Annotated in this window: 24 protein-coding genes; 7 read left to right on the top strand and 17 right to left on the bottom strand. The window is 52.8% G+C overall.

From position 1 onward, the window contains the following. Window positions 1–3 precede the first annotated feature (3 nt). The gene (locus ACK3CJ_RS06305; RefSeq protein WP_409525597.1) at window positions 4–1,722 is read left to right on the top strand and encodes a flotillin family protein; all 1,719 of its coding nucleotides are present in this window, start codon (window positions 4–6) and stop codon (window positions 1,720–1,722) included. Window positions 1,723–1,854: 132 nt separating this feature from the next. Here the strand turns inward: ACK3CJ_RS06305 and ACK3CJ_RS06300 are convergent, their stop codons facing one another. The 4 genes from ACK3CJ_RS06300 to ACK3CJ_RS06285 form a co-directional block, all read right to left on the bottom strand. Then, window positions 1,855–2,457, bottom strand: coding sequence for a putative adenosine monophosphate-protein transferase Fic (locus ACK3CJ_RS06300; protein ID WP_409525596.1), 603 nt, complete (start codon window positions 2,455–2,457; stop codon window positions 1,855–1,857). Continuing rightward, a complete protein-coding gene (locus ACK3CJ_RS06295) occupies window positions 2,457–2,627 on the bottom strand; it encodes a YhfG family protein (protein ID WP_409525595.1) in 171 nt (56 codons plus the stop codon). The genes ACK3CJ_RS06300 and ACK3CJ_RS06295 overlap by 1 nt, the downstream gene beginning before the upstream one ends. 88 nt (window positions 2,628–2,715) lie before the next feature. Beyond that, window positions 2,716–3,597, bottom strand: coding sequence for a ZIP family metal transporter (locus tag ACK3CJ_RS06290; protein ID WP_409525594.1), 882 nt, complete (start codon window positions 3,595–3,597; stop codon window positions 2,716–2,718). A 26-nt stretch (window positions 3,598–3,623) separates the two neighbouring features. Continuing rightward, the gene (locus ACK3CJ_RS06285) at window positions 3,624–4,250 is read right to left on the bottom strand and encodes a superoxide dismutase (protein ID WP_409525592.1); all 627 of its coding nucleotides are present in this window, start codon (window positions 4,248–4,250) and stop codon (window positions 3,624–3,626) included. 112 nt (window positions 4,251–4,362) lie between these two features. On the opposite strand from ACK3CJ_RS06285, the gene ACK3CJ_RS06280 reads away from it, so the two are divergent. Next, on the top strand, window positions 4,363–4,812 hold the full coding sequence (locus tag ACK3CJ_RS06280; RefSeq protein ID WP_409525591.1) for a hypothetical protein: 450 nt from the start codon (window positions 4,363–4,365) through the stop codon (window positions 4,810–4,812). 41 nt (window positions 4,813–4,853) lie between these two features. On the opposite strand, the gene ACK3CJ_RS06275 is transcribed toward ACK3CJ_RS06280, so the two are convergent. The 11 genes from ACK3CJ_RS06275 to ACK3CJ_RS06225 form a co-directional block, all read right to left on the bottom strand. Further along, window positions 4,854–5,198, bottom strand: coding sequence for a DUF3325 domain-containing protein (locus ACK3CJ_RS06275; protein ID WP_409525590.1), 345 nt, complete (start codon window positions 5,196–5,198; stop codon window positions 4,854–4,856). Beyond that, window positions 5,195–6,808: a PepSY-associated TM helix domain-containing protein gene (locus tag ACK3CJ_RS06270; RefSeq protein ID WP_409525588.1), complete on the bottom strand. Its 1,614-nt coding sequence runs from the start codon at window positions 6,806–6,808 to the stop codon at window positions 5,195–5,197. Before ACK3CJ_RS06270 ends, ACK3CJ_RS06275 begins: the two co-directional genes overlap by 4 nt. Then, window positions 6,805–7,149, bottom strand: coding sequence for a DUF3649 domain-containing protein (locus ACK3CJ_RS06265; RefSeq protein WP_409525587.1), 345 nt, complete (start codon window positions 7,147–7,149; stop codon window positions 6,805–6,807). The genes ACK3CJ_RS06270 and ACK3CJ_RS06265 overlap by 4 nt, the downstream gene beginning before the upstream one ends. A gap of 24 nt (window positions 7,150–7,173) precedes the next feature. After that, a complete protein-coding gene (locus ACK3CJ_RS06260) occupies window positions 7,174–9,615 on the bottom strand; it encodes a TonB-dependent siderophore receptor (RefSeq protein ID WP_409525586.1) in 2,442 nt (813 codons plus the stop codon). A 135-nt stretch (window positions 9,616–9,750) separates the two neighbouring features. Further along, window positions 9,751–9,930, bottom strand: a complete 180-nt coding sequence (locus tag ACK3CJ_RS06255) for a hypothetical protein (RefSeq protein WP_409525585.1) — start codon at window positions 9,928–9,930, stop codon at window positions 9,751–9,753. A gap of 186 nt (window positions 9,931–10,116) precedes the next feature. Next, complete coding sequence (locus tag ACK3CJ_RS06250; RefSeq protein ID WP_409525584.1) at window positions 10,117–11,097, bottom strand: FecR family protein; 981 nt, start codon at window positions 11,095–11,097, stop codon at window positions 10,117–10,119. Beyond that, window positions 11,094–11,597: a sigma-70 family RNA polymerase sigma factor gene (locus ACK3CJ_RS06245; protein ID WP_409525583.1), complete on the bottom strand. Its 504-nt coding sequence runs from the start codon at window positions 11,595–11,597 to the stop codon at window positions 11,094–11,096. Before ACK3CJ_RS06245 ends, ACK3CJ_RS06250 begins: the two co-directional genes overlap by 4 nt. Before the next feature lie 96 nt (window positions 11,598–11,693). Then, a complete protein-coding gene (locus tag ACK3CJ_RS06240) occupies window positions 11,694–12,527 on the bottom strand; it encodes an alpha/beta hydrolase (RefSeq protein ID WP_409525582.1) in 834 nt (277 codons plus the stop codon). A 10-nt stretch (window positions 12,528–12,537) separates the two neighbouring features. Then, window positions 12,538–12,885, bottom strand: coding sequence for a hypothetical protein (locus ACK3CJ_RS06235; protein WP_409525581.1), 348 nt, complete (start codon window positions 12,883–12,885; stop codon window positions 12,538–12,540). A 4-nt stretch (window positions 12,886–12,889) separates the two neighbouring features. Beyond that, the gene (locus ACK3CJ_RS06230; protein ID WP_409525580.1) at window positions 12,890–13,132 is read right to left on the bottom strand and encodes a type II toxin-antitoxin system Phd/YefM family antitoxin; all 243 of its coding nucleotides are present in this window, start codon (window positions 13,130–13,132) and stop codon (window positions 12,890–12,892) included. Window positions 13,133–13,249: 117 nt separating this feature from the next. Beyond that, entirely contained in the window at window positions 13,250–14,656 is a 1,407-nt protein-coding gene (locus tag ACK3CJ_RS06225) for an FAD-binding oxidoreductase (protein WP_409526557.1), read from the bottom strand. Window positions 14,657–14,757: 101 nt separating this feature from the next. Here ACK3CJ_RS06225 and ACK3CJ_RS06220 point away from each other — a divergent pair, with 101 nt between their 5' ends. From ACK3CJ_RS06220 to ada, 3 genes are all read left to right on the top strand, one after another. Next, complete coding sequence (locus ACK3CJ_RS06220; RefSeq protein ID WP_409525579.1) at window positions 14,758–15,516, top strand: alternative oxidase; 759 nt, start codon at window positions 14,758–14,760, stop codon at window positions 15,514–15,516. A 145-nt stretch (window positions 15,517–15,661) separates the two neighbouring features. Further along, the gene (locus ACK3CJ_RS06215) at window positions 15,662–16,639 is read left to right on the top strand and encodes a DMT family transporter (RefSeq protein WP_409525578.1); all 978 of its coding nucleotides are present in this window, start codon (window positions 15,662–15,664) and stop codon (window positions 16,637–16,639) included. A gap of 16 nt (window positions 16,640–16,655) precedes the next feature. Further along, window positions 16,656–17,726 carry a bifunctional DNA-binding transcriptional regulator/O6-methylguanine-DNA methyltransferase Ada gene (ada, locus tag ACK3CJ_RS06210; RefSeq protein WP_409525577.1) on the top strand — a complete coding sequence of 357 codons (1,071 nt, stop codon included), beginning with the start codon at window positions 16,656–16,658 and terminating at the stop codon, window positions 17,724–17,726. 109 nt (window positions 17,727–17,835) lie between these two features. Here ada and ACK3CJ_RS06205 read toward each other — a convergent pair whose 3' ends face one another. Continuing rightward, window positions 17,836–21,396 carry a Dyp-type peroxidase gene (locus ACK3CJ_RS06205; RefSeq protein WP_409525576.1) on the bottom strand — a complete coding sequence of 1,187 codons (3,561 nt, stop codon included), beginning with the start codon at window positions 21,394–21,396 and terminating at the stop codon, window positions 17,836–17,838. A 167-nt stretch (window positions 21,397–21,563) separates the two neighbouring features. Further along, window positions 21,564–22,472: a LysR family transcriptional regulator gene (locus ACK3CJ_RS06200; protein ID WP_409525575.1), complete on the bottom strand. Its 909-nt coding sequence runs from the start codon at window positions 22,470–22,472 to the stop codon at window positions 21,564–21,566. Between the two features lie 88 nt (window positions 22,473–22,560). Here ACK3CJ_RS06200 and ACK3CJ_RS06195 point away from each other — a divergent pair, with 88 nt between their 5' ends. Beyond that, a complete protein-coding gene (locus ACK3CJ_RS06195; RefSeq protein ID WP_409525574.1) occupies window positions 22,561–23,310 on the top strand; it encodes an NAD(P)H-dependent oxidoreductase in 750 nt (249 codons plus the stop codon). Between the two features lie 70 nt (window positions 23,311–23,380). Continuing rightward, a complete protein-coding gene (locus ACK3CJ_RS06190) occupies window positions 23,381–23,737 on the top strand; it encodes a TfoX/Sxy family protein (RefSeq protein ID WP_409525573.1) in 357 nt (118 codons plus the stop codon). Window positions 23,738–23,748: the final 11 nt, after the last annotated feature.

The following is a 23,748-nucleotide window of genomic DNA, read 5'->3' as shown; positions in this document are numbered from 1 at the left end:
GAAATGTTAGACTTTACCGATCTTCTTACCGGTACTGGTACCGTACTGGTTGCACTGATAGCACTGGGTTTGATTCTGGCTCGGTTGTATAAGCGCGCCACCAAAGAGGTCTCTTTCGTTCGCACCGGATTCCAGGGTGAAAAAGTGATCATGAACGGTGGTGCGATCGTGCTGCCGATACTACATGAGATCATCCCGGTCAATATGAACACCCTGAGACTAGAGGTACGCCGGGCCAACGAACAGGCACTGATCACCCGTGATCGCATGCGTGCCGATGTCACTGCCGAGTTCTATGTGCGTGTTAAACCCACTTCTGACTCCATCGCCAATGCCGCCCAGACCCTCGGCCTCAAGACTACCAATCCCAACGAGCTGAAAGAGCTGGTCGAAGGTAAATTTGTTGATGCCTTGCGTTCGGTCGCGGCCGAAATGGCAATGGAGGAGCTGCACGAGAAGCGTGTTGATTTCGTGCAGAAGGTACAGCTTGTTGTATCGGAGGATCTGCTGAAAAATGGTCTGGAGCTGGAATCTGTCTCCCTAACCGGACTGGATCAGACCGCTTTCGAGCACTTCAATCCACAAAACGCTTTTGATGCGGAAGGTTTGACCAAACTGACCCAGGCAATTGAGTCGCGCCGCAAGATTCGCAACGATATCGAGCAGGAAACAGATCTGGCCATTCGCAGCAAGAACCTGGAAGCGGAGCGTGCACGACTGGAAATCTCGCGTGAAGAGGAGTACGCCAAGCTACAGCAGGAGCGCGAGATCTCTGTACGCCGAGCTGCTCAGTCAGCTGAGATAGCCCGTGAACAAGCTGAAAAGAAGCGAGAGGCAGAAGAAGCCCAGATTGCTTCACAGCGTGAAATTGACTTGAAAAGGATCGCTTCCGAACGCGATATCGAGAACGAAAATATCGTCAAGGAACGCGCTGTACGCGAGATGGATATCGCCAAGCAGCGTGCAGTGGAAGAGGCCGAGATTGGTCGTCAGAAAGCTGTCGAGCTGGCCTCTCAGGAAAAGTCCATTGCCATCGCCGAAAAATCACGTGCCGAATCGGAAGCCAAGGCCGAAGCAGATAAAGCACGCGCACTGGCTGTCAGAGAGGAAGAAGGTGTTATGACGGTGCGCGAAACCGAGCGCGCTGAACGAGCCAAAGCGGTCGAGCTGGTCAATGCGCGCCAGCAAGCCGAAAAGGAAGCGATTCAGATTCTTGTGTCAGCCGAAGCCGAGAAGAAGGCAGCCGAGGATCAGTCCGATGCGATACTTGTGGCCGCCCAGGCACGCGCCGAAGAACATCGCCTGACAGCCAAAGGCCAATCCGAGGCCGAACTGTTGATGGCTGAAGCCAAAGCCCGCAGCTATGAGGTTGAAGCTGAGGGGCAGCGCGCCATCAACGAAGCCGCCAACCTGTTGGCACCGGATCAGATCGCCATGCAGGTACGCCTGGAACTGATCAAACAACTGCCCGATATCATTGCCCAGAGCGTCAAACCGATGGAACAGATCAGTGATATCAAGATCCTGCATGTCAACGGTATGGGCCAGAGTGCTACCCCATACGGCGAAAAACCGGAATCCGGTTCTCTCGCTGATCAGGTCGTGAACAGTGCCCTGCGCTACCGTGCCCAGGCGCCTCTGATGGACTCCCTGCTGGCAGAAATCGGCCTGAAACCCGGAGACATCAACGGTATGGTTTCTGCGGCTGAAACACCGCAGTAAGGTCCGACCAGTGCGGGAAATCCAGATACAGAAGAACTTTCCAGTTTGATCTTTTTTTGCCAGGAGTTGCAACCTTTCGTTTTGCAACTCCTGGCATCCTCATTCAAGATCAGCTACATCAGCGTAATCAGCCTACAAATCCTCAATCAAGCCACCAATGCACTTATCAAACAAAGCGCTCATAGCTCTGTAATCACAGCTGACGGAATCAATATTTGCCTGAATCCATTCAGTGTGACCAACTTGCCACCAGTCAATTTCATACCCTGCATTCACAATGATATGCTCGAACAGAACTCGTTGTGCCCGCCCATTCCCCTCGCGAAATGGATGAATCATATTCAGGTCACCAAAATATGAAGCTACACTCAGGACAAGCTCAGACCTTTTCAGCCCCTCAAGCCAGTGATCGCGCGCAAGTGATAAGAATAGTTTTTCTGCTTCAGGAGCTATTCTGTGGAGTGTGCAGAAACGGGTGCTCTGCTTCGAGATATCAACAGTCCGAATTTCACCAGCCCATTCATAGAGGTCACAGAATAAGTACCGGTGAATTGTTTTCAGATAGTCAAAGTCGTACGGTGGAGGTTGAAAATCAATTTTATCTGCCGCAATGCTGCTGAGAGTTTGCTCGGCTTGATTGAGCTGGTCTTCATCAAGGATACCAAGTCGGTTTCGAAGAACGACCGTACCAGGATAGCAATAACTGTCCTGGCCCACTCCATACTTATCCAGCATCAACGCCGCCGTTGCATATAGGATGCCAACACCGCCTCTCTGGAAGGTAGCTCATTGAACACATCAGTCGGCTTCGTATCAAAGCCTTCCAGCCGGAGACTGGCAAAATAGTTTGAACGACGTTTTTTTGCACAATAGGCTTTCTTTGCCTGCAGTTCTGTCTCTTTCATGATGACACTCTCTGCAATTGAAACTATTACACTCATTATAACTGATGGGTCCTTAGACCGCATCCGGAAGACTTAAACTTACTCAATTTCACAACGCCGTATCCAGCATCAGCATCATCACGAAGCCCAGTATAAGCCCATTGGTCGCGAAAAACTCATGCCCCTTGCGGTGTGATTCTGGGATAATCTCATGACTGATCACGAACAGCATCGCACCGGCTGCACCAGCCAGCCCCCAGGGCAACAGGCCACTGTTGGCATCCAGCAGAGTTGCGCCAACAATAGCCATGGCAGGCTCAGCCAGCCCTGACAATACGCCGACTGTGATCGCAAAAGCCCGTGAATAACCGGCAGCAATCAGTGCCATCGCAACAACGAATCCCTCAGGCATATCCTGAATGGCGATACCCGCTGCCAGTGCATGCCCCTCCCCTGCAGCATAAGATGCACCGATAGCCAAACCTTCCGGGAAGTTATGCAGCACGATTGCCAGTACAAACAACCAACTCCGACGCAGCCTTGTATTGGTGGCACCGTCATTGCCCTTGATAAAGTGCTCATGCGGCACCAGCTTCTCTATCACCAGCATCAGCATCGCCCCGAGCAGTATCGCCAGTGCGACCTGTCCTGAAGCAATCCAGGCAATGTCACTTTGCTCTGCCATGATATCTACAGATGGCAGAATCAACGAGAAGATACAGGCTGCCAACATCACTCCGGCGCCAAACCCCATCAGGCTATCCAGAATGCGGTCCGATATTTTGTGCGCCAGGATCGCTGGCAAGGTTCCCAATGCCGTGGCAACTGCAGCTACCATACCTGCATAGAAGGCGTAACGTACCAACTCACGCTCCTGCAGCAGAACTATCAACTGGTAAACCAGTAACGTAGCACCGGCTATCAGAACCAACAGGCCCAGCATTTTTCTGGGCTGAAATAACACCCTGAATCCACTCGTTGCTGCGATCATGATTATCTGACTCCCGACATTACCCGTTAAGCGTACTTTTCTGAATTGAGTGCCTCAACATAAAGCTCTGCTACTTTCTGCCAGTTGACGACATTGAAAAAGGCGGCAATATATTCAGGGCGCTTGTTCTGGTATTTGAGATAGTAGGCATGCTCCCAGACATCCAGACCCAGAATCGGAACCTGTCCATCCATCAGCGGGCTGTCCTGATTGGCACTGCTCGTCACACTCAATGAGTGATCAGCATTCAACACCAGCCAGGCCCAACCACTGCCAAAGCGCTTGATGGCCGCTTCAATGAACAACTCTTTGAACGCGTCATAGTCCCCGAAAGCAGTCACGATCGCAGACAACAGCTCACCCTTCGGAAGTCCACCTCCCTGAGGTGACATCACCTCCCAGAACAGGCTGTGATTAGCATGGCCACCACCATGATTTCTGACGGCTGCTCTGATGCTTTCCGGTAGATCATGACACTGCCTGAGCAGATCCGGCAGTTTGACATCTGCATAGGACGTTCCATCAACTGCAGCATTCAGTCCATTCACATAGGCCTGATGATGACGAGTGTGATGTATTTCCATGGTCATGGCATCGATATGGGGCTCCAGATCGGCATAGGCATAAGGCAAGGCAGGTAATGTGTAAGTCATGACTCAATACTCCGTATATTTAATACAAATCATTATTGTTTGCATTATGATAAAAAACAACTAGTATTGATCAATGAGTTCACTAAATTTTAACTATGACCTTGGTAGCCTCATGACAAGCCTGACCTTCTGGAAGCATCTGACTAAACAAGCCAATAGCGCGTTTGAACGTGAACACTACCCGCTGGCGGAAACCCTTTATCGGCAATCAATAGCATTGATGAAAATAGCACTGGCAGAAAAGCCGGAGAAAAGGAAAACGGAGGATCCTGAGATGATGCAAATTATCTGCCTATCGGTCAGTATTCAGAACCTGGCGGATCTTTATGCCCGACAAGGTCGCTGGCAGCGCTGTTTCACAACACTTGAGAGTTATCTAAGTCTTTATGAACGAGCAGCAGCAGATACTCTAAGCCCCCCACATGTGTCGCTGACGTTCATGCAGGAAGGCTGTCGGCTCCGACGAGAACTGCTCCGCCACAGAGCCAGCTGCAAATGCCCACACAGTATCGACACCCACACCAGTGCAGCGATCAGCCCCATGCCGGAACTTGTGCATTGATACGTACAGTGCCCCTTACAGCTTGGCACTGGCAAGGCAACTCAGAACATCAGCATGGAAGGCATGCAAACCACCGAAGCAGCCATGGCTGACCAGATAACTCGGTGAGGAAAATAAGACATCAGCAGTGCCAGCACGAATACAGCAAGTGACAGTACCCCGAACCAGGCAACCAACCCGATACCCACCCCCCAGAGGTGGATAGAGCGCCAAAGGGAAAGCAACAGTAACGACCATCCCAATACTCGAATAGCATGCGTAATACGAGGCGGCCATCCATTGGCAGACGGCAATAGCTGTCGGCGATGACGATCCATCACCAGCGACAACAGCGCAAAGCCGACATATGCCAGCAGTGCAGGACTCAGGTCTGCCAGCAACATCATGTTGATACCTCCACTGATTGGTTCTGAGTGCTGGATCGCTCAGTCCGAACCACTCCTTTCGCAATATCGACTCCAACCAAGCGGGATCTAAGGTACCAACCTGTCAGCGCAAACCCTGCACCGATGCTCAGCATCGTAAGGTCAAACCCTGCAAATACCCAGTCTCCTGTCAGCAGACTCTGCCCAAGGTGACGCTCGGTCGTCAGTGCATTCAGAAGCGGCAGCAATGCAAACGCCAAAGCGGCCATAGCGCATTGCTCCACCCATGCTCGCGCAGTCGGTCTCAGCGCTGCATGTATCAACATCACTGCCCAGGCCAGAAACATCACATGAACTTCCCACTCGGCACGAGCGGCAAACTCAGATGGCAGCACACGATTAGCCCAGAAATAAGCTGCAATGCCGATTGGCAGCCCGGTAATCGTACCGATATTCAGTCGCTCCACCAGACGCAAACCAAAGTGAGCTCGCCCTCCCTGCTTCTCTGCCCGTTGGCGGCGCTTCACTGCCCAGAGAATCAGACCGGATGCCACCATCACCGTGCCCAGCAATCCTGAGAAGAAATAGAGCCAACGCAGCACAGGACCGGAAAACAGCCCTTCATGCAGGCCATACATCACATCTCTCGACGCTTTTGCACTTGATCCTACTGCTGGAACAGTTGATATCAGTTGCCCGGATACGCCATCAAAAATCAGCTGTGCTGAGCTACGCAGCGGGCCCGCAGCAATATTACTGCCAAGAATGACCCGTGCTTCCGCATCACCGGGATGATGAATATCAATAAACCTGACCTGTCCTTCTCCCCAATATTGCTCAGCCTGCTCGATCAAACCCTTCAGCGGAACCAATGGCGCAGCTATCCCTGCCGCCGCCTCAACCTGACGAGAGGGGAACGCCTCCTTCAAAAACTGCTGACGCGCCTCAGCATCGGTTCCATAATAAGCGGCAGCCACCAACGGCATGTAGATGAACATCATCAGCACCAGACCCGAGTAGGTGATCATCAACTGAAACGGCAGCGAAATCACACTGACAACATTGTGTGCATCCAGCCATGAGCGCTGTCCCTTTCCCGGGCGGAAGGTGAAAAAATCTACAAAGATTTTCTTGTGCACAATGGTCCCGGTGATCAACCCGAGTAACATCAGAAACGTGCCGACTCCCACTAGCCAGTAGGCTGTCTGGGTTGGCAGATAGTGAAGACGCCAGTGCATCTGGTACAGCAACTGTCCTCCTCCAGTATCACGCGACACTAATGGTTCCGCCGAGACGGCATCAACCTGCTCACGCCTTCTGGCCTGATTTGATTCATCTTGCCCTCCCTGCCAGGAAATCCCTGGATAGGGGTTGTTTCGATCCAACGGAATATTGATCTGCCAACGAGTGGCATCTGGCGCAACCTTTTCAAGTCGCTCCAGAGCAGTAGCGATAAAAGCGGTGGCGTCCACCGGCTGCACAACCGGCAACTCCGGTTTCATCCAGCGATCAATTTCAGTATCAAAATACCCTGCCGTACCCGTCACAAACATGAAAAAGAGTAACCAGCCGAACAGTAGCCCTGTCCAGGTGTGCAACCAGGCCATGGATTGACGAAAGAAGGTTTTCACAGAGAAACCTCCCTTGTCAGCCATCCTGCCAGAAAGCCCAACACGAGGGTCGGTAACAGAATACCGACCCAGGCCCGAAACGCAGTGCGGGTTGAAAAAACCCAGATCACGGCACAGGCATAGATAACAAAGCTAAGCTGCGTCCCCCAAAGCACGCCATCAGACCGACTGCTGGGAAGAAAGTGTGCCAGAACGATAGAGGCTACCAATGCCAGGGCATATCCTCCCAGTGCTGCAGCCGCCACGCGTGACAACACTGATAGCCTGAACACCCACTCAGACTTTTTAGTCTGAGTGGGTGATGCTGATAAAAGTGTTTTTGCTTTGATGTACAGATTCACATCCCGTCCCTGTCAATTATCACTCTAGAAATCATATTTCAGTGTCAGCATCGCATTACGCGGAGCACCATAGGCAAACTGATTAGAGAAACCTATCTGGCTGTAGTAGGTTTTATCAAATACGTTGTTGATATTGAGTTGTAAGCTCATAGCCGGATTTATCTGATATTTTGCCATCAGGTTTACCAATGAATAAGAAGCCTGCTTCAGCTTCTCACGCTGACCCAACGGGTTATTGGCAAAGGTATAGTTGGAGCCTTCCCAGTTGATACCTCCGCCCAAGGTCAGATCATCCATGCGATAAGTCGTGAACAGGGTAGCCGTCTGACGCGGGAAGCGTGTGTTTACGGCAGCGCCTCTGGCATCTTCAGCCTTGAACTGTGACCAACCCACCATCATGTTCCAGTTTTCCGTCAGTGCACCGGACAGCTCAATTTCAAAGCCATTGCTGGTGGTTCCCTGCGCTCCAAAGTAAGCCTGATTGATGGTACCCGGAATAAGGTTGTCTCCATCCGGCTGCGCCAGATTATCCTGCTCGATCCGGTAGAGCGCCAGGCTCGCATTAATGCGTCCATTCAGATAGTCCGCCTTGATGCCTGCCTCATAGTTACTGCCCTCAAGCGGATCAAGATGGTTTCCGTTGCGATCCTGATAGTCCTGAGGATTAAAGATATCGGTGTAGCTGACATAGGTTGAATAAGTATCGTTGATATCATAGGTCAAACCGGCATAAGGGCTGACTACCTGCTTATGCTCATAGCCATACAAATCGCCGTTCCACTTCATACCATTAGTGGTCCAGTTGCTGACACGAGCTCCCAGAATCAACTTCAGTGGATCATCTAGCGTCAATCGTGTCACTGCATAAACACCAGTCTGTTTTGTACTCTGCGTGGTGTAGCGTGACTGTGCACCCCACTCTGGCTCGGCATATGAACCATCCCAGGTAAAGAAGTTACCGGGCGCAACCGGGTCAGGGCGCTGACGATTATCTGATTTGAAATCCTGCTCGCTGTGCAAAACACCCAATGTCAGATCATGCGATTGCCCTGCTGCATCAAACGGCATCGACATATAAAGATCAAGATTCTCCTGCTCCCGTTTGACTTCATACCACGCAGGACTGGCCCTCAACCCCTCGCCTGTCTGCTTGTCGGGTGCACCGGAAAGAAAAAGCAGCGCCAGATCGGCATCGTTAATACTTTTGCTGTAGGCTCCGTACACTCTAAGACCGGAGTCAAACAGATGTTCTATATTGGCAAAGTAGTTCGTTTGAGCCGTTGCCCAGCGAGACCAGTCAGCCGCAGTAGTTTTTGATCGATCCCAATCTGTCCGAGTGCCATCGCTGAACCAGATGGGTAAGCCACCCCAGGTTGATCCGCTCGGATTATTGTCCTGATAACTCGCACCCACATTCAACAGAGTGTCAGCCGTCAAATCCACCGCCAATGTGCCATACAGCACGCTTTTCTCATTCTTCAACAAGTCAGTATATGAGTGCTGATTCAGATAACTGCCAACAACACGGCCTCTGACCGTACCACTCTCATTCAAGGGCGATGACAGATCCAGCGCCCCCTGATATCGATCCCAACTGCCACCGCTGAGCGTCACCTGCCCCGTAAACACGTCACTATCAGCACGTTTTCGGATCAGATTGATCGCCGCTGATGGGTTCCCGGCACCCGCAATTAATCCAGTCGCCCCCCGCACCACCTCAACTCGGTCATACAGCAATGTATCGGTTTGTGACTCACCGGCAGACCACCCTGTTGCCCAGGTGGTTGGCACACCGTCTATCTGAAGGTTATCGATGGCAAAACCACGTGCAGAGAAACCACTGCGCGAGCTGTCAAAACTCTTTGCATTCACCCCATTGGTGGCATTAACCACCTCTGTAATTGATTCAAGCCCCATATCATCGATCACCTGGCGCGTGACGACCGTGACAGACTGAGGCGTTTCACGAACTGACAGCCCCAGGCGTGTAGCAGTATTCATTGGGCCAGGCACATTGTAGCTACCGGTTCCTTCAGACGGGCTATTCAACTGTGCCGCATATCCTTGTGCCGTCACACTCAAAGGATCCAGCGTCATTTTGCCCGATTCAGGCAACTGAGTGATCAGAATAACCGTGCCATCAATCTGCCCGGTCAGGCCTGTTCCGCTGAGCAATGCATTCAGTGCCTGCTGCGCGGTCAGTTGCCCACTCACTGCAGTTACCCGTTTACCTGCAACCAACGATGAATCGACCGACACCGTCAGGCCAGCCTGACGAGCCAGGCTGTTCAGACCACCTGCCAGCGTACCAGCAGCCAGATTAAACTGATGCTGCTGACTACTCTGCACAGATGGCATAGCGCTCTGCTGGCCCATGGCAGGCAAAGCGCCAAACAGTGCAAGACTGACACAAACCGGCAACAGCCTGCGGTGAATGGATAGACTCAGAGGTTTTGCATTCAGCATAGTGGTGATGGTCCCGTTAATATTTGAGATTGCTTTACCACTGTGCCGAATGAGTCGAACAAAACCCGTAAAGGTTATTTAAAAATTAATCAGTGAAAACTTGAGCCACTGTCTGCATCGATGCATCCTGACTCATCAGAGAATAGTGGTACGACCAACCCAGACAAGTACTGCCAACAGCATGATGAGGCTGGAAATGAGCGCCCAGGCGATCTGGTTATTACGTCGTTTGTGAATAAGATCAACCAGCGGGTGGTTGGCATGCAGCGGGCTGGAGTGGTCAGAGAATAAGCGCGAAACGTCAGGTGTTTTCATTCGGACAAACCCATTGCGACTTGAAGCCGGTTGATTGAAAAAACCCGCGACGCCGCCTGATGGCTTTGCCGCGGAATATGGTTCAGTTCGTGATGATGAAGGGAATCACGATTTCGATTTGCCAATCGAACTACACCTTAATGCAAACTATTAGCATTTGCAAACTCAAAAACCCTTTTGTCACAATTATTCCGCATGAAACCTGACACGCATCCATATACCTGCCCGACGCTCAACCGACACTGGTAAGGATTTCTCAATTGCGCGCAGGGCTCCATCGGTGTCATCCAGCCTGAATAAGCCTGTCACCCGCAACTCAGCAGCAGAGTCGTCATAACTTAGCCACCCCCGATAATGCTGACCCAACAGATCCAACAGATCCCCCAGACGTGCATTATCCGCCTCGGCAAAACCATCCATCCATGCACCTGTCGTCAGGGCTGGTTCGGGTAAGGGTAACGCTTGCCCGTCATGTACGTTCCAATGCTCACCGGCATTAACATGAAACCCAGACGCCGAACCAGGATTCAGCATGACCGCTCCACTGATCACAGAAAGCCGAGTACCGTCTGAACCATGGCCCACAACAAAACGTGTCCCTATCGGGATAAACTCGCCCTCAGGTGTGTGTACTCGCGGCTTTGAATGATCCGGCGCCGCACTGGAATCCACTTGTATTTCGCCTTGATGCAACAACAAAACGGCTCCCGATTCACGCTGCTCGATATCCAATGATGTGCTCCCATTCAAGTGCACCAGCCCGCCACCAGGCAGCTCCAGATACCTGAACTCACCAGCCGTGGTGATGTACTGCGCTTGCCAGGGCAACTGCACCGGCGCAATATGCAACAGCCCAATCAAGACTAAAACCGACACCACGCCGCTGAGCGACAGCTTGCAGCGCCGTTTGACCTCCACCTTCTTTAAGACCTGATGTCCATCAGGGCCCAATGCCCTGGCCGAAACAAACTCCTGCTCTATCACCTGAATCCTTCTCCAGGCGACATAATGCATGGGGGACTCATCAAGCCAGGCATCAAACGCTTTATGGACAGACTGCCCAGCCACGCCAGATCCCAATACCACCGCCCAGTGAAACGCCTGATCCAACACTCCGTCCGGCAGATCCTGATTCATACCACCTCCCAGTTGCAAGACCGTACTCACCCCATCAACACCTGATAGCAATGACGCAACGCCTGAGCCATATCCTTCTCGACTGTGCTGAGAGAGACCCCAAGCGCCCGCGCAATAATTGGATAAGGCTTGCCATCCAGTCGGGAGAGCAGAAATACCTCTTTCACTCTTGGCTTTAAACCGCTGAGAAGCGCATCAATTCTGGCCAGAGCATCAATAATAAGTACCTGTTCCTCCGGCGAAGGCACATCATCTTCAGATAAGGCCGACAGAGATTCCAGCCAGGCGCTCTCCAGCGCCTGTCGGCGGCGGTGATCAATCAACAAACCATGTGCAAGTGTTGCCAGATAGGCGCGGGGCTCATTCATCGCGGGCAGATACTGCCGTCCCAACAATCGAACGAAGACATCCTGCGCCAGATCCGCCGCTGTTTCAGAGCAGCCGACTCGGCGACGCAGAACATTGCGCAGCCAGACATTGTGATCCGTATAGAGGGTATGAATGGTGTTATCAGCAATCAGCGGGATCATGTTGGGGCTCAGGCTTGAATGAGAAAGCGTAGCCACAAACATTAATATATATGATAACGATTCGCAATATTGATTGAGAGTTGACGCAATTTTCTTCTAGCGTTGAACTCCCATCCAGCGATCAATAAATGCTGCCACCCCACCTGTATACAAATCCCCCGACCGCACAAAGCCACGATTATGATCACCCCGAATCTGCAGAAACTGCTTTGGCTCAGCTGCAGCATCGAAAAGTGCTTGCCCATGATGAAACGGCACGATCTCATCCTCTGAGCTGTGAACCACCAAAACCGGTACGCGGATACGCGACAGTTTTTCACGGGTGTCATACTGAAAGCGGGAGAGCAGCCGAACGGGCAGAAAGGGATAGATCTCGGCGCCCAGATCGGGCACCGATGTAAACCCGGATTCCAGAATCAACGCGCCCACTGGTTTCTCCGCCGCCACCTGCGCAGCGACCGCTGCACCCAACGAGCGGCCGAATACCACTATCGATTCAGGGTCTACGAGGCGTTCATCCACCAACCATTGATATGCCGCCTCTGCATCTGTGTACAGTCCTTGCTCACTCGGATTACCACTGCTATTGCCGTAGCCGCGATAGTCCACAATCAGAACATTGAGACCCATACGATGAAACTGGCTGATAGAGGTCAGCCGATGCGAGATATTACCGGCATTGCCATGCATGAAGAGCAGATCCCCGCGTGCGGCGGGGGCTGGTATGTACCAGGCGTGGAGCGTCTCATTGTCCGCTGTGATCAGTGTGAGATCTTCATATCCCAGACCTGCATCGGCAGGCGTTGTCACCAGATGTTTGCTGGGCACATGCACCATGCATCCCTGCATAGACCAGACCAGCACGACCAGCAACAGATAGCCGGTTGTGAGGGTAAACAGGATGCTTTTTATGGAACGAAAGGCTGCCATCGGTACGCACTCACTCCTGGCGTAAGCAAAGCTGGACCAATGCATCGCGCATACTCTGACGGGTATTCAGAAAAAGCATGCCAAGGATTGTTTCAGCCGACGGATCGAAACGATAGATGATTCGAACCTGAAGTGTTGTATCGACATAATCATGGTAGTCAGTGAGGCCAAGATCTGCTGCCTCTTCACAAACCGGTGCACTGACAGGATGATCTCTGACTCGTGCTTCGAACTGGTCAAGAACCTCTAGCAGCTGGCGTTCTGCTGCAGCCGCACCAACATATTTTGCCAGCCAGGAAAGGTGTTGATGAAGTTGATTTTCAAATGTATGGGTGTACTCAATCCTTTGAATAGCCACGTCCTCACATATCCCCTGCCAGTTTTTTCAAACCCTTCCGCAAGGCGTCAGATGAGTTCACACGGCCATTTTTAACATCCTTCTCAGCCAGTGCCAGCATTCGAAGTAACGCCATCTGCTCCTGCTGCATCTCATACTGAACAGGATCTTGAACCACGTACAGTGGCTCGCCATTCTGCGTCACCAGAACAGGACCAGTCACATCTAACGAAGCCAGCTCTTTCTTGAAAGCCGATATCGTTGTCATTTTCATTCCTGGTGCTCTATGCATACCCTTAACCTCCAGTCACTGACTCCAGTATACATACCTATCACGAAAGGCCAAAATTAAGGCCATATTCGGACCGAACTCCATTCAAAGCCTTCAGACAACCTGATAGGCAGACTGATAAAGTACCTTATGTCGATTCAGCAGATTCTGCGGGTCCATCGCCTGTTTCAGCGTGCGCATCAGCGTGATCTCCTCCGGTGTGCGGCACAAGTGCAGATAATCACGCTTCTCCAGCCCGATACCATGCTCGGCCGAAATCGATCCGCCCAGCTCCGTCAAAGGCTCATATACCAGTCGCTCAACCTCGTGTCGACTCTCCTCATCTGAGCTTCCGATACTCAGCATCAGGTGCAGATTGCCATCACCCAAGTGCCCGAATACCGTGACTCGTCCGGTGTCGGGCCAACGCTCCATTAATTGCGCTTCCAGCGTTTCGACATACTGCTGCATTGCCGGGATCGGCAGGCTGATATCAAATGCCAGAATCGGTTTCAGCTCCTGAATCAAACCTTCGATATCTTCACGGATCGCCCAGATCCCTTCACGCTGTTTATCGGACTGCGCCAGCACCGCATCACAGATCAAACCATCCTCAAATGCCTGCTCCAGCGCACGATTGAACAGCTCTCGGTCGGTTTCATCATTCACACCCAGAGATTCAATAATGGCATAGAAAGGATAATCCGGCGCAATGGGTGGTGTGTGCCGACCACTCTGGCGCCCCATCAGGTCATAGTGGTTGTGCCACATCACTTCGAATGCGCTCAGGCTACCCGCCAGTTGCTGCCCCATCTGCTGCAACAGACGCGTCAGCGAATCGAAGCCAGGCACTGCCACCAGCGCCGTCTGCTCACACGGCAGTTGTGGCTGCAGGCGCAACACGGCTCGGGTCACAATACCCAAAGTACCTTCACTGCCGATGAACAACTGCTTGAGGTCATACCCGGCATTGTTCTTGAGCATCTGATTCATCGAACTGATGATAGTGCCATTTGCCAGTACCGCCTCCAGCCCCAACACCTGCTGACGCATCATGCCAAAGCGGATCACTCTCACCCCGCCGGCATTGGTTGCGATATTACCGCCGATGGTGCAGGAACCACGTGCCCCGAGATCCAGAGGAAAATGTAATCCCACCTCCTCTGCACTCTCCTGAACTGCCTGCAAAGGCACCCCGGCCTGCACTATCATCAAACCACCGACCGGATCGAGGCTCTCAATCTGATTCATTCGCTCCAGCGAAATCACCAGTTCGTCCGTCGATGCCAGTGCACCCTGCACGACACCCGTCACCCCACCATGCGTCACCACCGGCTGACCAGCGGCATGGCACAGCTTCATCACAGCCGACAACTCCTGCGTACTCGCGGGCCGGATAATCGCCGCCGCTTCGCAACGAGCATCACCAAACCAGTCCGCCGAACGCTGGCTGACATCTGAGCCGGTCAGCAGACCATTGGGGCCTACCACTTCTTGGATGTTTTGCAGGAGCGTGTCCATCATGTCCTCATCTGGTTAATTGCGCCAATGGGGACTATGTACCAGATTCCATTAGACAATCAAGAAGTACGAACGCTTTGTGGAACCAGGAGGCGTCTGTAATGAAACCAGATAGCCAAGGCACACGTGCTATATTGTCCTTTGCACATGATGCACACACTGGCATCACCATCAATAATGGATATGAACAGGGAGTTGTTACCATGCACAGGACCGAGAGCGAGCAACCACCAACACTTAACGAAGACCCACTGCACAAGCGCCACCAACCCACCGGATTGTCTGATCGCGTCGCATTTGGATTGACCAAATTTCTGCGTTTTTTTGCTGACAGCTTTTTTGCCAAGCGCTATGGACATCGTGCCGTTGTACTGGAAACCGTAGCAGGCGTTCCCGGCATGGTAGGCGGTATGGTGCGGCATATGCGTTCATTACGACGTTTGGAAGATGATCGCGAGTGGATTCACACGCTGTTGTCCGAAGCTGAAAACGAGCGTATGCATTTGATGGTCTTTATTAAGATTGCTCAGCCCAGCTGGCTGGAACGCATGGTGATTCTGCTGGCACAGAGTATATTTTTCACCAGTTTTTTCATCCTCTATATCATCTCGGGACGCACGGCACATCGGTTGGTGGGCTATTTTGAAGAGGAAGCAGTGTATAGCTACACCGAATATCTGGCCGAAGTAGACAACGGCAATATTCCCAACATTGAGGCACCTCAAATTGCCATCGACTACTGGCAGCTTCCAGCCGATGCGAAACTTCGTGAGGTGATCATTGCGGTAAGAAACGATGAGGCCGGGCATCGCGATGTCAATCACGGCTTTGCAGACAGTTTTGACAGGCCTGACAAGTAAATGGCTGATAGCTAGTAAAGGCTGATAACAATCAGCCACCTGCCTGAAAAATCTCGGCTTTTCGAATTACACCGCAAGAAGCAGAGTGTTCATCCGCTTACCAAGGCCTAGAGTAGGTGTATTCCAACTCAATTCGAGAATACACATGAACGCCATCAATCATTCAATGGGCCCTGTCGAGTGGATACTGCTGATTACCCTGTCGATCCTCTGGGGAGGGTCATTCTTCTTTGTGGGGGTCGCAGTTGATGCTCTGGGGCCGCTGACCATCGTGGCGCTTCGTGTCGGGCTGGCAGCGATAGCGCTCAATCTGGTGGTTGTGCTGATGGGGTTGAGAATGCCTGCAGAAAAGCCGATGTGGAAAGCATTCTTTGGCATGGGTTTACTCAATAATATGATCCCTTTCACGCTGATCGTCTGGGGACAGGCTTATATAGCCAGCGGGCTGGCATCGATCCTCAATGCTTCAACCATCTTTTTCACCGTGATCGCAGCGCACTACCTGACCCAGGATGAACGGCTGACCGGCGGGCGTTTTGCTGGGGTAGTACTGGGGATTGCAGGGGTTGTGTTCATGATCGGAACCGAGGCTTTGTCGGGGCTGGGTACGCAGTTGCTGGCGCAGCTTGCTGTACTCGGTGGAGCACTATCCTATGCCTTTGCCGGCATTTATGGTCGGCGTTTTCGCACACTGAACAGCCCCCCCCTGGTTACGGCTACCGGTCAGGTCACTGCATCGGCACTGGTGCTGATACCCCTGGCACTCCTGCTGGAGCATCCATGGCTGTTGCCCATGCCGAGCGCCACGGTGTGGGCTGCAATTCTGGGGCTGGCCTTGCTTTCTACAGCCCTTGCCTACATTCTCTACTTCCGCGTGCTGTCGACTGCTGGTGCGACCAATATACTGTTGGTGGCCTTTCTTATCCCGGTCAGTGCGATACTGCTCGGCACGGTTTTTCTTGGCGAACAACTTGAACTGAAGCACTTCACCGGCATGGCGTTCATCGCTATTGGCCTGGCAGCAATAGATGGCAGGCCGCTCAAGGCTGTTCGCCTCTGGCTGTCTGGCAGCCCACCCTGCGCCCCGGCCATGCCGGAGCAGGTGACTGATCGTGACATCTGAAACAGGAGGCTGACCAATGGTAACCGTATCCAGATTCGCTACCGAAGAGAGTCGATGGCAGGCACTCTTGGCACGTGATCAACATGCAAAGGGAGTGTTTGTCTATGCGGTCAGAACAACCGGTATCTATTGTCACCCCGGCTGTGCCTCACGCCTGCCAAAACGAGAGAACACTCTGTTCTTTGATACGGTCACAGAGGCTGTGCAGGCAGGCTATCGCCCCTGTAAACGTTGCAAACCTGATACCGTTTCATCACAGACACGCGTGCAGGAACTGATCACTCAGGCCTGTCGCCAGATCGATGAGTCTGAAACACCCCCAACTCTTGCCAGCCTGGCAGCACAGGCAGGCTTAAGCCAGTGGCACTTCCAGCGAGTATTCAAGACAGCAGTTGGTATGACACCCAAGCAATACGCAAAAGCCCGACAGGTCGAGCGTTTTCGTAACAGCCTGAAGGAGAGTGAATCTGTGACAAATGCTATCTATGAAGCGGGCTTCGGCTCCAGCAGTCGCGCCTACGAAAATACCCGCGAGCGCCTGGCCATGTCACCTTCACAATATCGTAAAGGGAGCTCTGGAGTGACGATCCATTACGCAATCACCCCCTGCTTTCTAGGATTGATCACGGTAGCCGCAACCGATAAAGGGATCTGCGCCATCGAGTTTGGAGATGATCCGGCCACCCTTCTCACTCAATTGCAGGATCGTTTTCCAAAAGCGCTATTGAGTGAGGCAGACAAGACGTTTTCTGAGCGGGTGCAGCAAGTGATCGCCTTTATCGAGACGCCGTCAAAAGGGATCGAACTGCCTCTTGATATCCAGGGTACAGCCTTTCAGGAGAAGGTCTGGCAGACACTGCGCGAAGTGCCGCCCGGCAGTACTGTCAGCTATACGGACATCGCGCAGCGCATCGGCTCCCCCAAGGCCGTCCGTGCGGTTGCACAGGCTTGCGCAGCCAACAAGCTGGCCGTCATAGTGCCCTGCCATCGAGTGGTGCGCAGCGATGGCGCCTTCAGTGGGTATCGTTGGGGAATTGAGCGTAAACGAGAGTTGCTGAAGCGGGAGAAGGATTCTTCCAAGTCGTAAGGGACTGCATATTCTGATCGCCGAAAGCGATATATGACGGTACTGAATTGTTTGAGACAAGCCCCGAGAAGTGGAGCTTGTCTCAGTGGGTCAGTCAAGTGACTGAACACTATTGCGGTAAGTAGTAGGGCCTGCGCAGAATAGACTCCTGATGGAAGTCGAACATCGCCACATAGTACTCCGTCCATCCCCCCATTCTGACCCGCACCAGATCATATGGCTCCGGTTGCTGCATTGCCTGACGGAAGGTGTCTGGATCAGCACAGGTGATGGTGATCATGTTTGAACCCAGCTCACCCTGTGCAAAGCGCTTGATCAGCTCTGTCAGATCCGCTTCAGGGAAGTTCTCTGGAATATTGAGATCAACAGGAGCCGCATTGGCAATGCCGTGGTTGATCGGTGGTATATTCCAGCGTTTGAGCGACTCGAAAGGATCGGTCTGCTGTGTATTCAGCGGCAGGTCATCCGGCCAGGGTGCGGCACAGAAATCATCGGCAATCGGCTGCCCTTCCAGACGTCCATCGGCCGAAGCGCCCATTGTTGCCCCCAGGCCGACATTGTCCTCAAAGGTACCGACACCCGGCGTCACGGTGAAGGCAAAGGGACGCTCAGATGTGCCATAGGTGGTTTTGATTCGCTCATACCCCTCACGAATCACATCCGGCGGGTTATTGAAAACCTCATGAATGGTCGCCACGGCCTGTGCGACAATCCGTTCGGCAAAGAGATTCAGCTCCTCATCCTTACTGATGCCGAACTTGGGTACTGCCAGCGCATACTGTCGCAGATCACGGAAGTGTTCGGCATCCTGCTGACGGCGTGCCTCACCTTCCAGCGTAGTATAAAAGGGCGGCTTCATATCCTCACCCCAATTACACTGCAGGCAACGTCGCAACTCAGCCAGAGAGCAGCGAGCACTCCCCTCGTCAAACACCAGTTGCCTGACCACATACAACGCGTTAATGGCGTTGGCAATACCGCACATCATCGGTGCAATGATATGGTAACGGGCACCACCATTGCTGAGATCGCGTCCGCTCTCCAGAGAGTCATCCAGCATCGCCGAGAACAAGGGGCTGGGGCAATAACCCGCCAGGCTGCCATAACTGTTCATCAACGTATTGAAGAAACCACTGATCGCCCAGCGCCAGTGAGTGAAGAAGATCTCCTCGAACTGCTCGTAACTGTGGATCTGCTCTGGAGGTGGTGAGTTCCACGAGGATTTCATGCCGTTCAGATGAATGGGGCCGGCCCCCGCAATAGTGGCGCCCTGATTCATTGCAACACCTACCAAGGGCAGTATCGGCACATAGGAGAAAGCCCACTCGGTTTTTCCGGGGATGATCGGCTCGTAACAGCCATCACAGGTATAGTCGCGCGCATCGGCCATGCTCAGTGGACCGCAGGCTTTCAGTGCCGGCACCAGCTTGTCATCATTCAGCAGAATCGGATGTGCACCGCCACTGAGCAGCGCTTTGGCTGCCTCGGCAAACAGCTCGTCACTCATCTTGTGATGAACCCGCAATGACAGGCAGGGAGCATTCAGGGGCAAACGTCGGGCAGAGCGCAGGCACATCAGCGTGATCGCATTGGAGGCATCCTCCGGTTCATCATGATCATTCGCTTTATAACCACCCACAGTGAGCTGCTGCACCCATTGGTTGATCGCGGCCCCCTGAGGGAAATTGCCTGCCGAATAGAACACAGCACCGGTGCCATAGTTCAGATAGTCGTTGAGGTGCTGATAGTTGTAGAGCACCGTTTCATCCATCTTCAACCAGAAAGCATCAAGCACCTCCTGCGCCGCTTCCTGGGTTATCCGGCCTGCGCTCAGATCCTGCTCATACAGTCCGATCAGCAGCTGATCAAGACGCCCGATCGACATGGGCTCGCCCGTTTGATGATAGGCACAGTTGCAGATGAAGATCAGTTGTAAACCTTCAAGGAAGGATTGTGGCGGCTGCTCGGCCAGTTTTTCCATCCGCTGTGCCACCGCCTTGCAGTTTTCTCGCTGACCCGGGCTCAGTGAACTCGTCTGACTGGCCTCGCGGGCAGCCATCCGGGCATAGGCACGGATAAAGTCAGATAACCCCTGCAAGGACCAGATCACCGCCTGATAGAAGTCCGCAGCATCCCCGCTCGCCTGTTGCAGTTGTTGTTCAAAACGCGCCTGCAGCCCTTTGATACCGAGCGCAAGAATTTTTTCGTAACCCGGTGCATTATGACCTGTCGCAGAATATTCGTTGAGCATGGAGAAGAATCCGGTCAGGCGTTCATCCTCCTTAATATATTCCATCACCTGAGAGCCGATACCCAGCGAGAGCTGCGGCATGTTGCCGATAATCAGTTCGTCCGGATCCATAAACAGCAGATTGGCGCGGCTGGCATACGCTTCGCTGACCAGCACTCTGGACAGGCTCAATTGCGTCGCTTTGCCCTTGCGCAACATCACGGATGCATCAAGAATCCAACGCTCGCTGTCGTCGATATGCTCATTCAAATGACCAAGAGGCGGTGTTTCACGAGGTTTGTACCAGGTGTCGTGCCAGCGCGAGAACTGGTGATCCAGCAGCGTCAGGATGCGCTCGCTGATCGGACAGTCCGCCACCAGTCGGGAATCGCGCACTTTGTGCAGGTAATCGCGGCTGTTGTAGAACATCAGCCCATTGTCACTACGGCAATCAAAATAGGCATTCAGCGTCACCTCCTGATTGCCCGGTCCATCTGCCAGACCACACTGATGTCGAGACGGGATATACCAGTAGTTGCCTTGCTCACTGCGCGTGACACTGAACAGGCTGTCCTGAACAAACCCTTCCTGCGCACCCACAATGCCCTGAATCACGCGGTCAAACACCTCGGTTGATTGCGCATACCCAGCAAAGAAAACACCGATTTCGTGCGATTTGTTATCCTCATGGTTGCCATATGGCAGAGCCTGACGGATAAGACGTTGATTCATGTGCTCGCCATTGAGTTGTCGCACGCGTTTGATGTGGCTGGTTTCATGATTCATCGGCACCAGTCGATTGGTTCTATCGCGGCCAATCATATTCTCCTTTTCCAGCTCGCTCATGGCATCCAGTTTGCTCCAGTCATGCACAAACTTCTGTGCGATCACAAAGCTGCCACCTTGATTGTCGGGATCGTAATCACCGATCAGTATCCGGCTGGTGATATCCTCATCAGAAGGTGGGTTGACCAGACCATCGGTAAAGCGCCCGCCAATCACCTTGCCGTCATAGCGCTTCTGCGCCGGAACAATCAGTGGGTCAGCGGTACACAAGGGTTCAAGAGCGGCTTGAATGATCGCCAGTGCCGCCTGAGCATTATCCTCGGTGTCTGATTTGATGTGGAACCACAGATCACCTTCCGTTGCGGCAAACACCTGCGGATTCTCACGCAATATATCGCGGTTACCCATGCCAACAGGCACAGTCCAGCCATGCTCCCTGCTCCAGTCCCGCCAGAGTGCAAAGCCAACACCGAGCAACACCGCTGTGCGGTGGTCGGTGCCAAGGCAAAACTCATCCAACTGCCGAGCAAGCGACTGCCAACGCTGAAAGCTGTCTATTGATCTGTCCTGAAGGGTGAAGATTGAGTAGATCGCTTGATCTGGAAAGTAACCGAGGGATTTCTGAGCGTGTGCTATCGTTGTTATAGTGGTCATATCAGCATCCTTGATTATCCTCGTGTGCAGCAGTATCGCCACACAACAATTGACCCTCCTCTCAGGCAACACTGATGGTTGTCTGAAGGCATCCCTCTCATCCGAGAGTTCACAAATAGTTAAGTCCACAAAAACTGAGTGTGCAAGGTGAGTTGTCATCTCCTCTATCAGTCAGCGGGACTGATATCGCTCATCACGCAGCGTATCCCTTCAGCTATGGTTTCCATAAACGCACGGATTCTTGCTACACGTCGCAGGTCCGGGTGTGTCAGTAGCCACAACTCCGTGGCCAACTCCGGCACCGGCTCAGTCAGGCGCACCAGTTGTTCGTCGGCATCTCCCAGATAGCATGGCAATAAAGCAACACCTACTCCCTGACGAGCCGCTATCTGCATACCCAGAATAGTGTCGACTCTGAAATGGCAGTGATCACTGCGCCCGTCCGAGGCCATCCAGGCTTCCAGAGCAGAATCTCCCAGATGAATATCCGGGCCTATCCATTGTGTGTCCGTCAGTTCCGTTACGTTGAATGGCCGAGGGTGATCTTGCCAGCGTGTTGCCTGTCCATAAACCGCTTGAGTGATCTCGGCAACACGTCGACCGATCAGCGTTTCCGGAGGATGTCGTGTCGGTCGAATAGCGATATCGGCCTCGCGCCGAGCCAGACTGTAAAGCTGATTGGATATGACCACTTCGAGCTCGATATGGGGATATTCCTCACGGAATCGGGCAAAGAGCGGAGATAACAGTCCGCTGAAAAGCGTATCAGTTGTGGTCACGCGGATCGTGCCGGATAGTTTCAGATCCTGACCGAGCAGGCGCAGCTCTGCTGCCATCACATCGGCTTGAATTTTCTCAGCAACACCGGCCAGATCCTCCCCTGCCAGAGACTGGGTATAACCACTTCGGGTACGGGTAAAGAGGCTGACACCCAGCCGTTGCTCCATATCAGTCAATCGACGGAACACAGTGGCATGACTCATTCGCAAGTATCGGCCTGCACCCGACAACGAGCCAGTTTTAGCGATGGCCAGCACAATCTGCAGATCATCCCAGCGGATAGACTGTTCATTCATGCAAACAAAACTCTCATTTTTTTGGAATGTATGTTTCTAAATGAACAGATTAGTCTGTTGCCATAAAGATGCAAAGTGGAGTTGAGAAATGAATGTGCTGTTGGTTTTATGTCACCCGGAGCGATCCTCATTTAATGGAGGCTTGGCAGACATTGCTATTGAAACCCTGCGCGCTGCCGGTCACTCGGTTGAACTGGATGACCTGTATGCTGAAGAGTTCGACCCGGTTGAACGACCCTCTCATTACTCAAAACGGGTAGATGAGCACTCTTTTGCCCCCTTGACTGAGCAACGGGCGCATTATGACCAGCGTGCACTTCCGGCGGATGTCCGTCGTGAGATAGCCCGGCTGGAATGGGCAGATCTGGTTATCTTCCAGTTTCCACTCTGGTGGCATGCCCAACCTGCCATGCTGAAAGGATGGTTTGACAGGGTAATGGTGTACGGCGGGATCTATTCTGGCAGCAAGCGCTATGATCGTGGCTACTTCCGTGGCAAACGAGCCATCTGCTCAGTCACTACCGGTTCACCTGAAGCGGCCTTCATGCCGTTCGGTCGTGCGGGAAATATGGTCGAGTGGTTGTGGCCCATTCACTCATCTCTCTATTACATCGGCTATGATGTACTGGCGCCCCAGGTAAACTATGGTATTCAGGGAGGAGGCATCCGCTATCAGGATGAAAACGCGTTCCGTAACTATCTGGAGTCCAGCAAGGACCACTGGGCATCACGTATTCCGGGACTGGGTTTGGAGCCGACCATTCCATTCACCGGCTGGAACGACTGGGACGAAACGGGCGTACTGAAGCCATCCCACCCCATGAGATGGCGGATCTGAGCCATAATTGACTTTGAACGACAGAAAAAGGGTCTGGTTCATTTTTTCGAGTCAGCAACGGTACTGGTTGATGAGCGACTACATTGAGTTTCTGCAAGAGGTGTTTGACCAGTTCGGACCGATCACGGCGCGCAAGATGTTTGGCGGCTATGGTATCTATCATCAGGGGTTGATGTTTGCGCTGGTGGCAGATGACACCTTGTTTCTGAAAGCGGATGCTGAAACCATTCCCCTGTTTGAGGTGGAAGGTTCAGGGCCATTTGAGTATGAAAAGAACGGAAAGGTCACGAAGATGTCTTACTATCTGGCGCCCGAAGAGATAATGGATGATCGTGAATTCGCGGCGATCTGGGGGCAGCGCGCATTCCAGGCGGCGTTGCGAGCAAAAGCAGGCAGCAAACCAGTTCGGCGAAAAAAGAAGCTCTGATGTGAGAGCAC

Origin of the sequence: Nitrincola salilacus (genome assembly GCF_046271865.1) — a bacterium.
Taxonomy (GTDB): domain Bacteria; phylum Pseudomonadota; class Gammaproteobacteria; order Pseudomonadales; family Balneatricaceae; genus Nitrincola; species Nitrincola salilacus.
This window is presented reverse-complemented; position numbering and strand designations above follow the sequence as displayed.

Bases quoted from the DNA above. Each gene is read 5' to 3' on its own strand.
- ACK3CJ_RS06300 (WP_409525596.1), bottom strand. From the start codon at position 2,457: ATGCTGGATAAGTATGGAGTGGGCCAGGACAGTTATTGCTATCCTGGT.
- ACK3CJ_RS06305 (WP_409525597.1), top strand. From the start codon at position 4: ATGTTAGACTTTACCGATCTTCTTACCGGTACTGGTACCGTACTGGTT.
- ACK3CJ_RS06280 (WP_409525591.1), top strand. From the start codon at position 4,363: ATGACAAGCCTGACCTTCTGGAAGCATCTGACTAAACAAGCCAATAGC.
- ACK3CJ_RS06245 (WP_409525583.1), bottom strand. From the start codon at position 11,597: ATGATCCCGCTGATTGCTGATAACACCATTCATACCCTCTATACGGAT.
- ACK3CJ_RS06215 (WP_409525578.1), top strand. From the start codon at position 15,662: ATGAACGCCATCAATCATTCAATGGGCCCTGTCGAGTGGATACTGCTG.
- ACK3CJ_RS06255 (WP_409525585.1), bottom strand. From the start codon at position 9,930: ATGAAAACACCTGACGTTTCGCGCTTATTCTCTGACCACTCCAGCCCG.
- ACK3CJ_RS06205 (WP_409525576.1), bottom strand. From the start codon at position 21,396: ATGACCACTATAACAACGATAGCACACGCTCAGAAATCCCTCGGTTAC.
- ACK3CJ_RS06195 (WP_409525574.1), top strand. From the start codon at position 22,561: ATGAATGTGCTGTTGGTTTTATGTCACCCGGAGCGATCCTCATTTAAT.
- ACK3CJ_RS06225 (WP_409526557.1), bottom strand. From the start codon at position 14,656: ATGGACACGCTCCTGCAAAACATCCAAGAAGTGGTAGGCCCCAATGGT.
- ACK3CJ_RS06190 (WP_409525573.1), top strand. From the start codon at position 23,381: ATGAGCGACTACATTGAGTTTCTGCAAGAGGTGTTTGACCAGTTCGGA.
- ACK3CJ_RS06290 (WP_409525594.1), bottom strand. From the start codon at position 3,597: ATGATCGCAGCAACGAGTGGATTCAGGGTGTTATTTCAGCCCAGAAAA.
- ACK3CJ_RS06230 (WP_409525580.1), bottom strand. From the start codon at position 13,132: ATGACAACGATATCGGCTTTCAAGAAAGAGCTGGCTTCGTTAGATGTG.
- ACK3CJ_RS06295 (WP_409525595.1), bottom strand. From the start codon at position 2,627: ATGAAAGAGACAGAACTGCAGGCAAAGAAAGCCTATTGTGCAAAAAAA.
- ada (WP_409525577.1), top strand. From the start codon at position 16,656: ATGGTAACCGTATCCAGATTCGCTACCGAAGAGAGTCGATGGCAGGCA.
- ACK3CJ_RS06220 (WP_409525579.1), top strand. From the start codon at position 14,758: ATGAAACCAGATAGCCAAGGCACACGTGCTATATTGTCCTTTGCACAT.
- ACK3CJ_RS06275 (WP_409525590.1), bottom strand. From the start codon at position 5,198: ATGATGTTGCTGGCAGACCTGAGTCCTGCACTGCTGGCATATGTCGGC.
- ACK3CJ_RS06240 (WP_409525582.1), bottom strand. From the start codon at position 12,527: ATGGCAGCCTTTCGTTCCATAAAAAGCATCCTGTTTACCCTCACAACC.
- ACK3CJ_RS06260 (WP_409525586.1), bottom strand. From the start codon at position 9,615: ATGCTGAATGCAAAACCTCTGAGTCTATCCATTCACCGCAGGCTGTTG.
- ACK3CJ_RS06285 (WP_409525592.1), bottom strand. From the start codon at position 4,250: ATGACTTACACATTACCTGCCTTGCCTTATGCCTATGCCGATCTGGAG.
- ACK3CJ_RS06200 (WP_409525575.1), bottom strand. From the start codon at position 22,472: ATGAATGAACAGTCTATCCGCTGGGATGATCTGCAGATTGTGCTGGCC.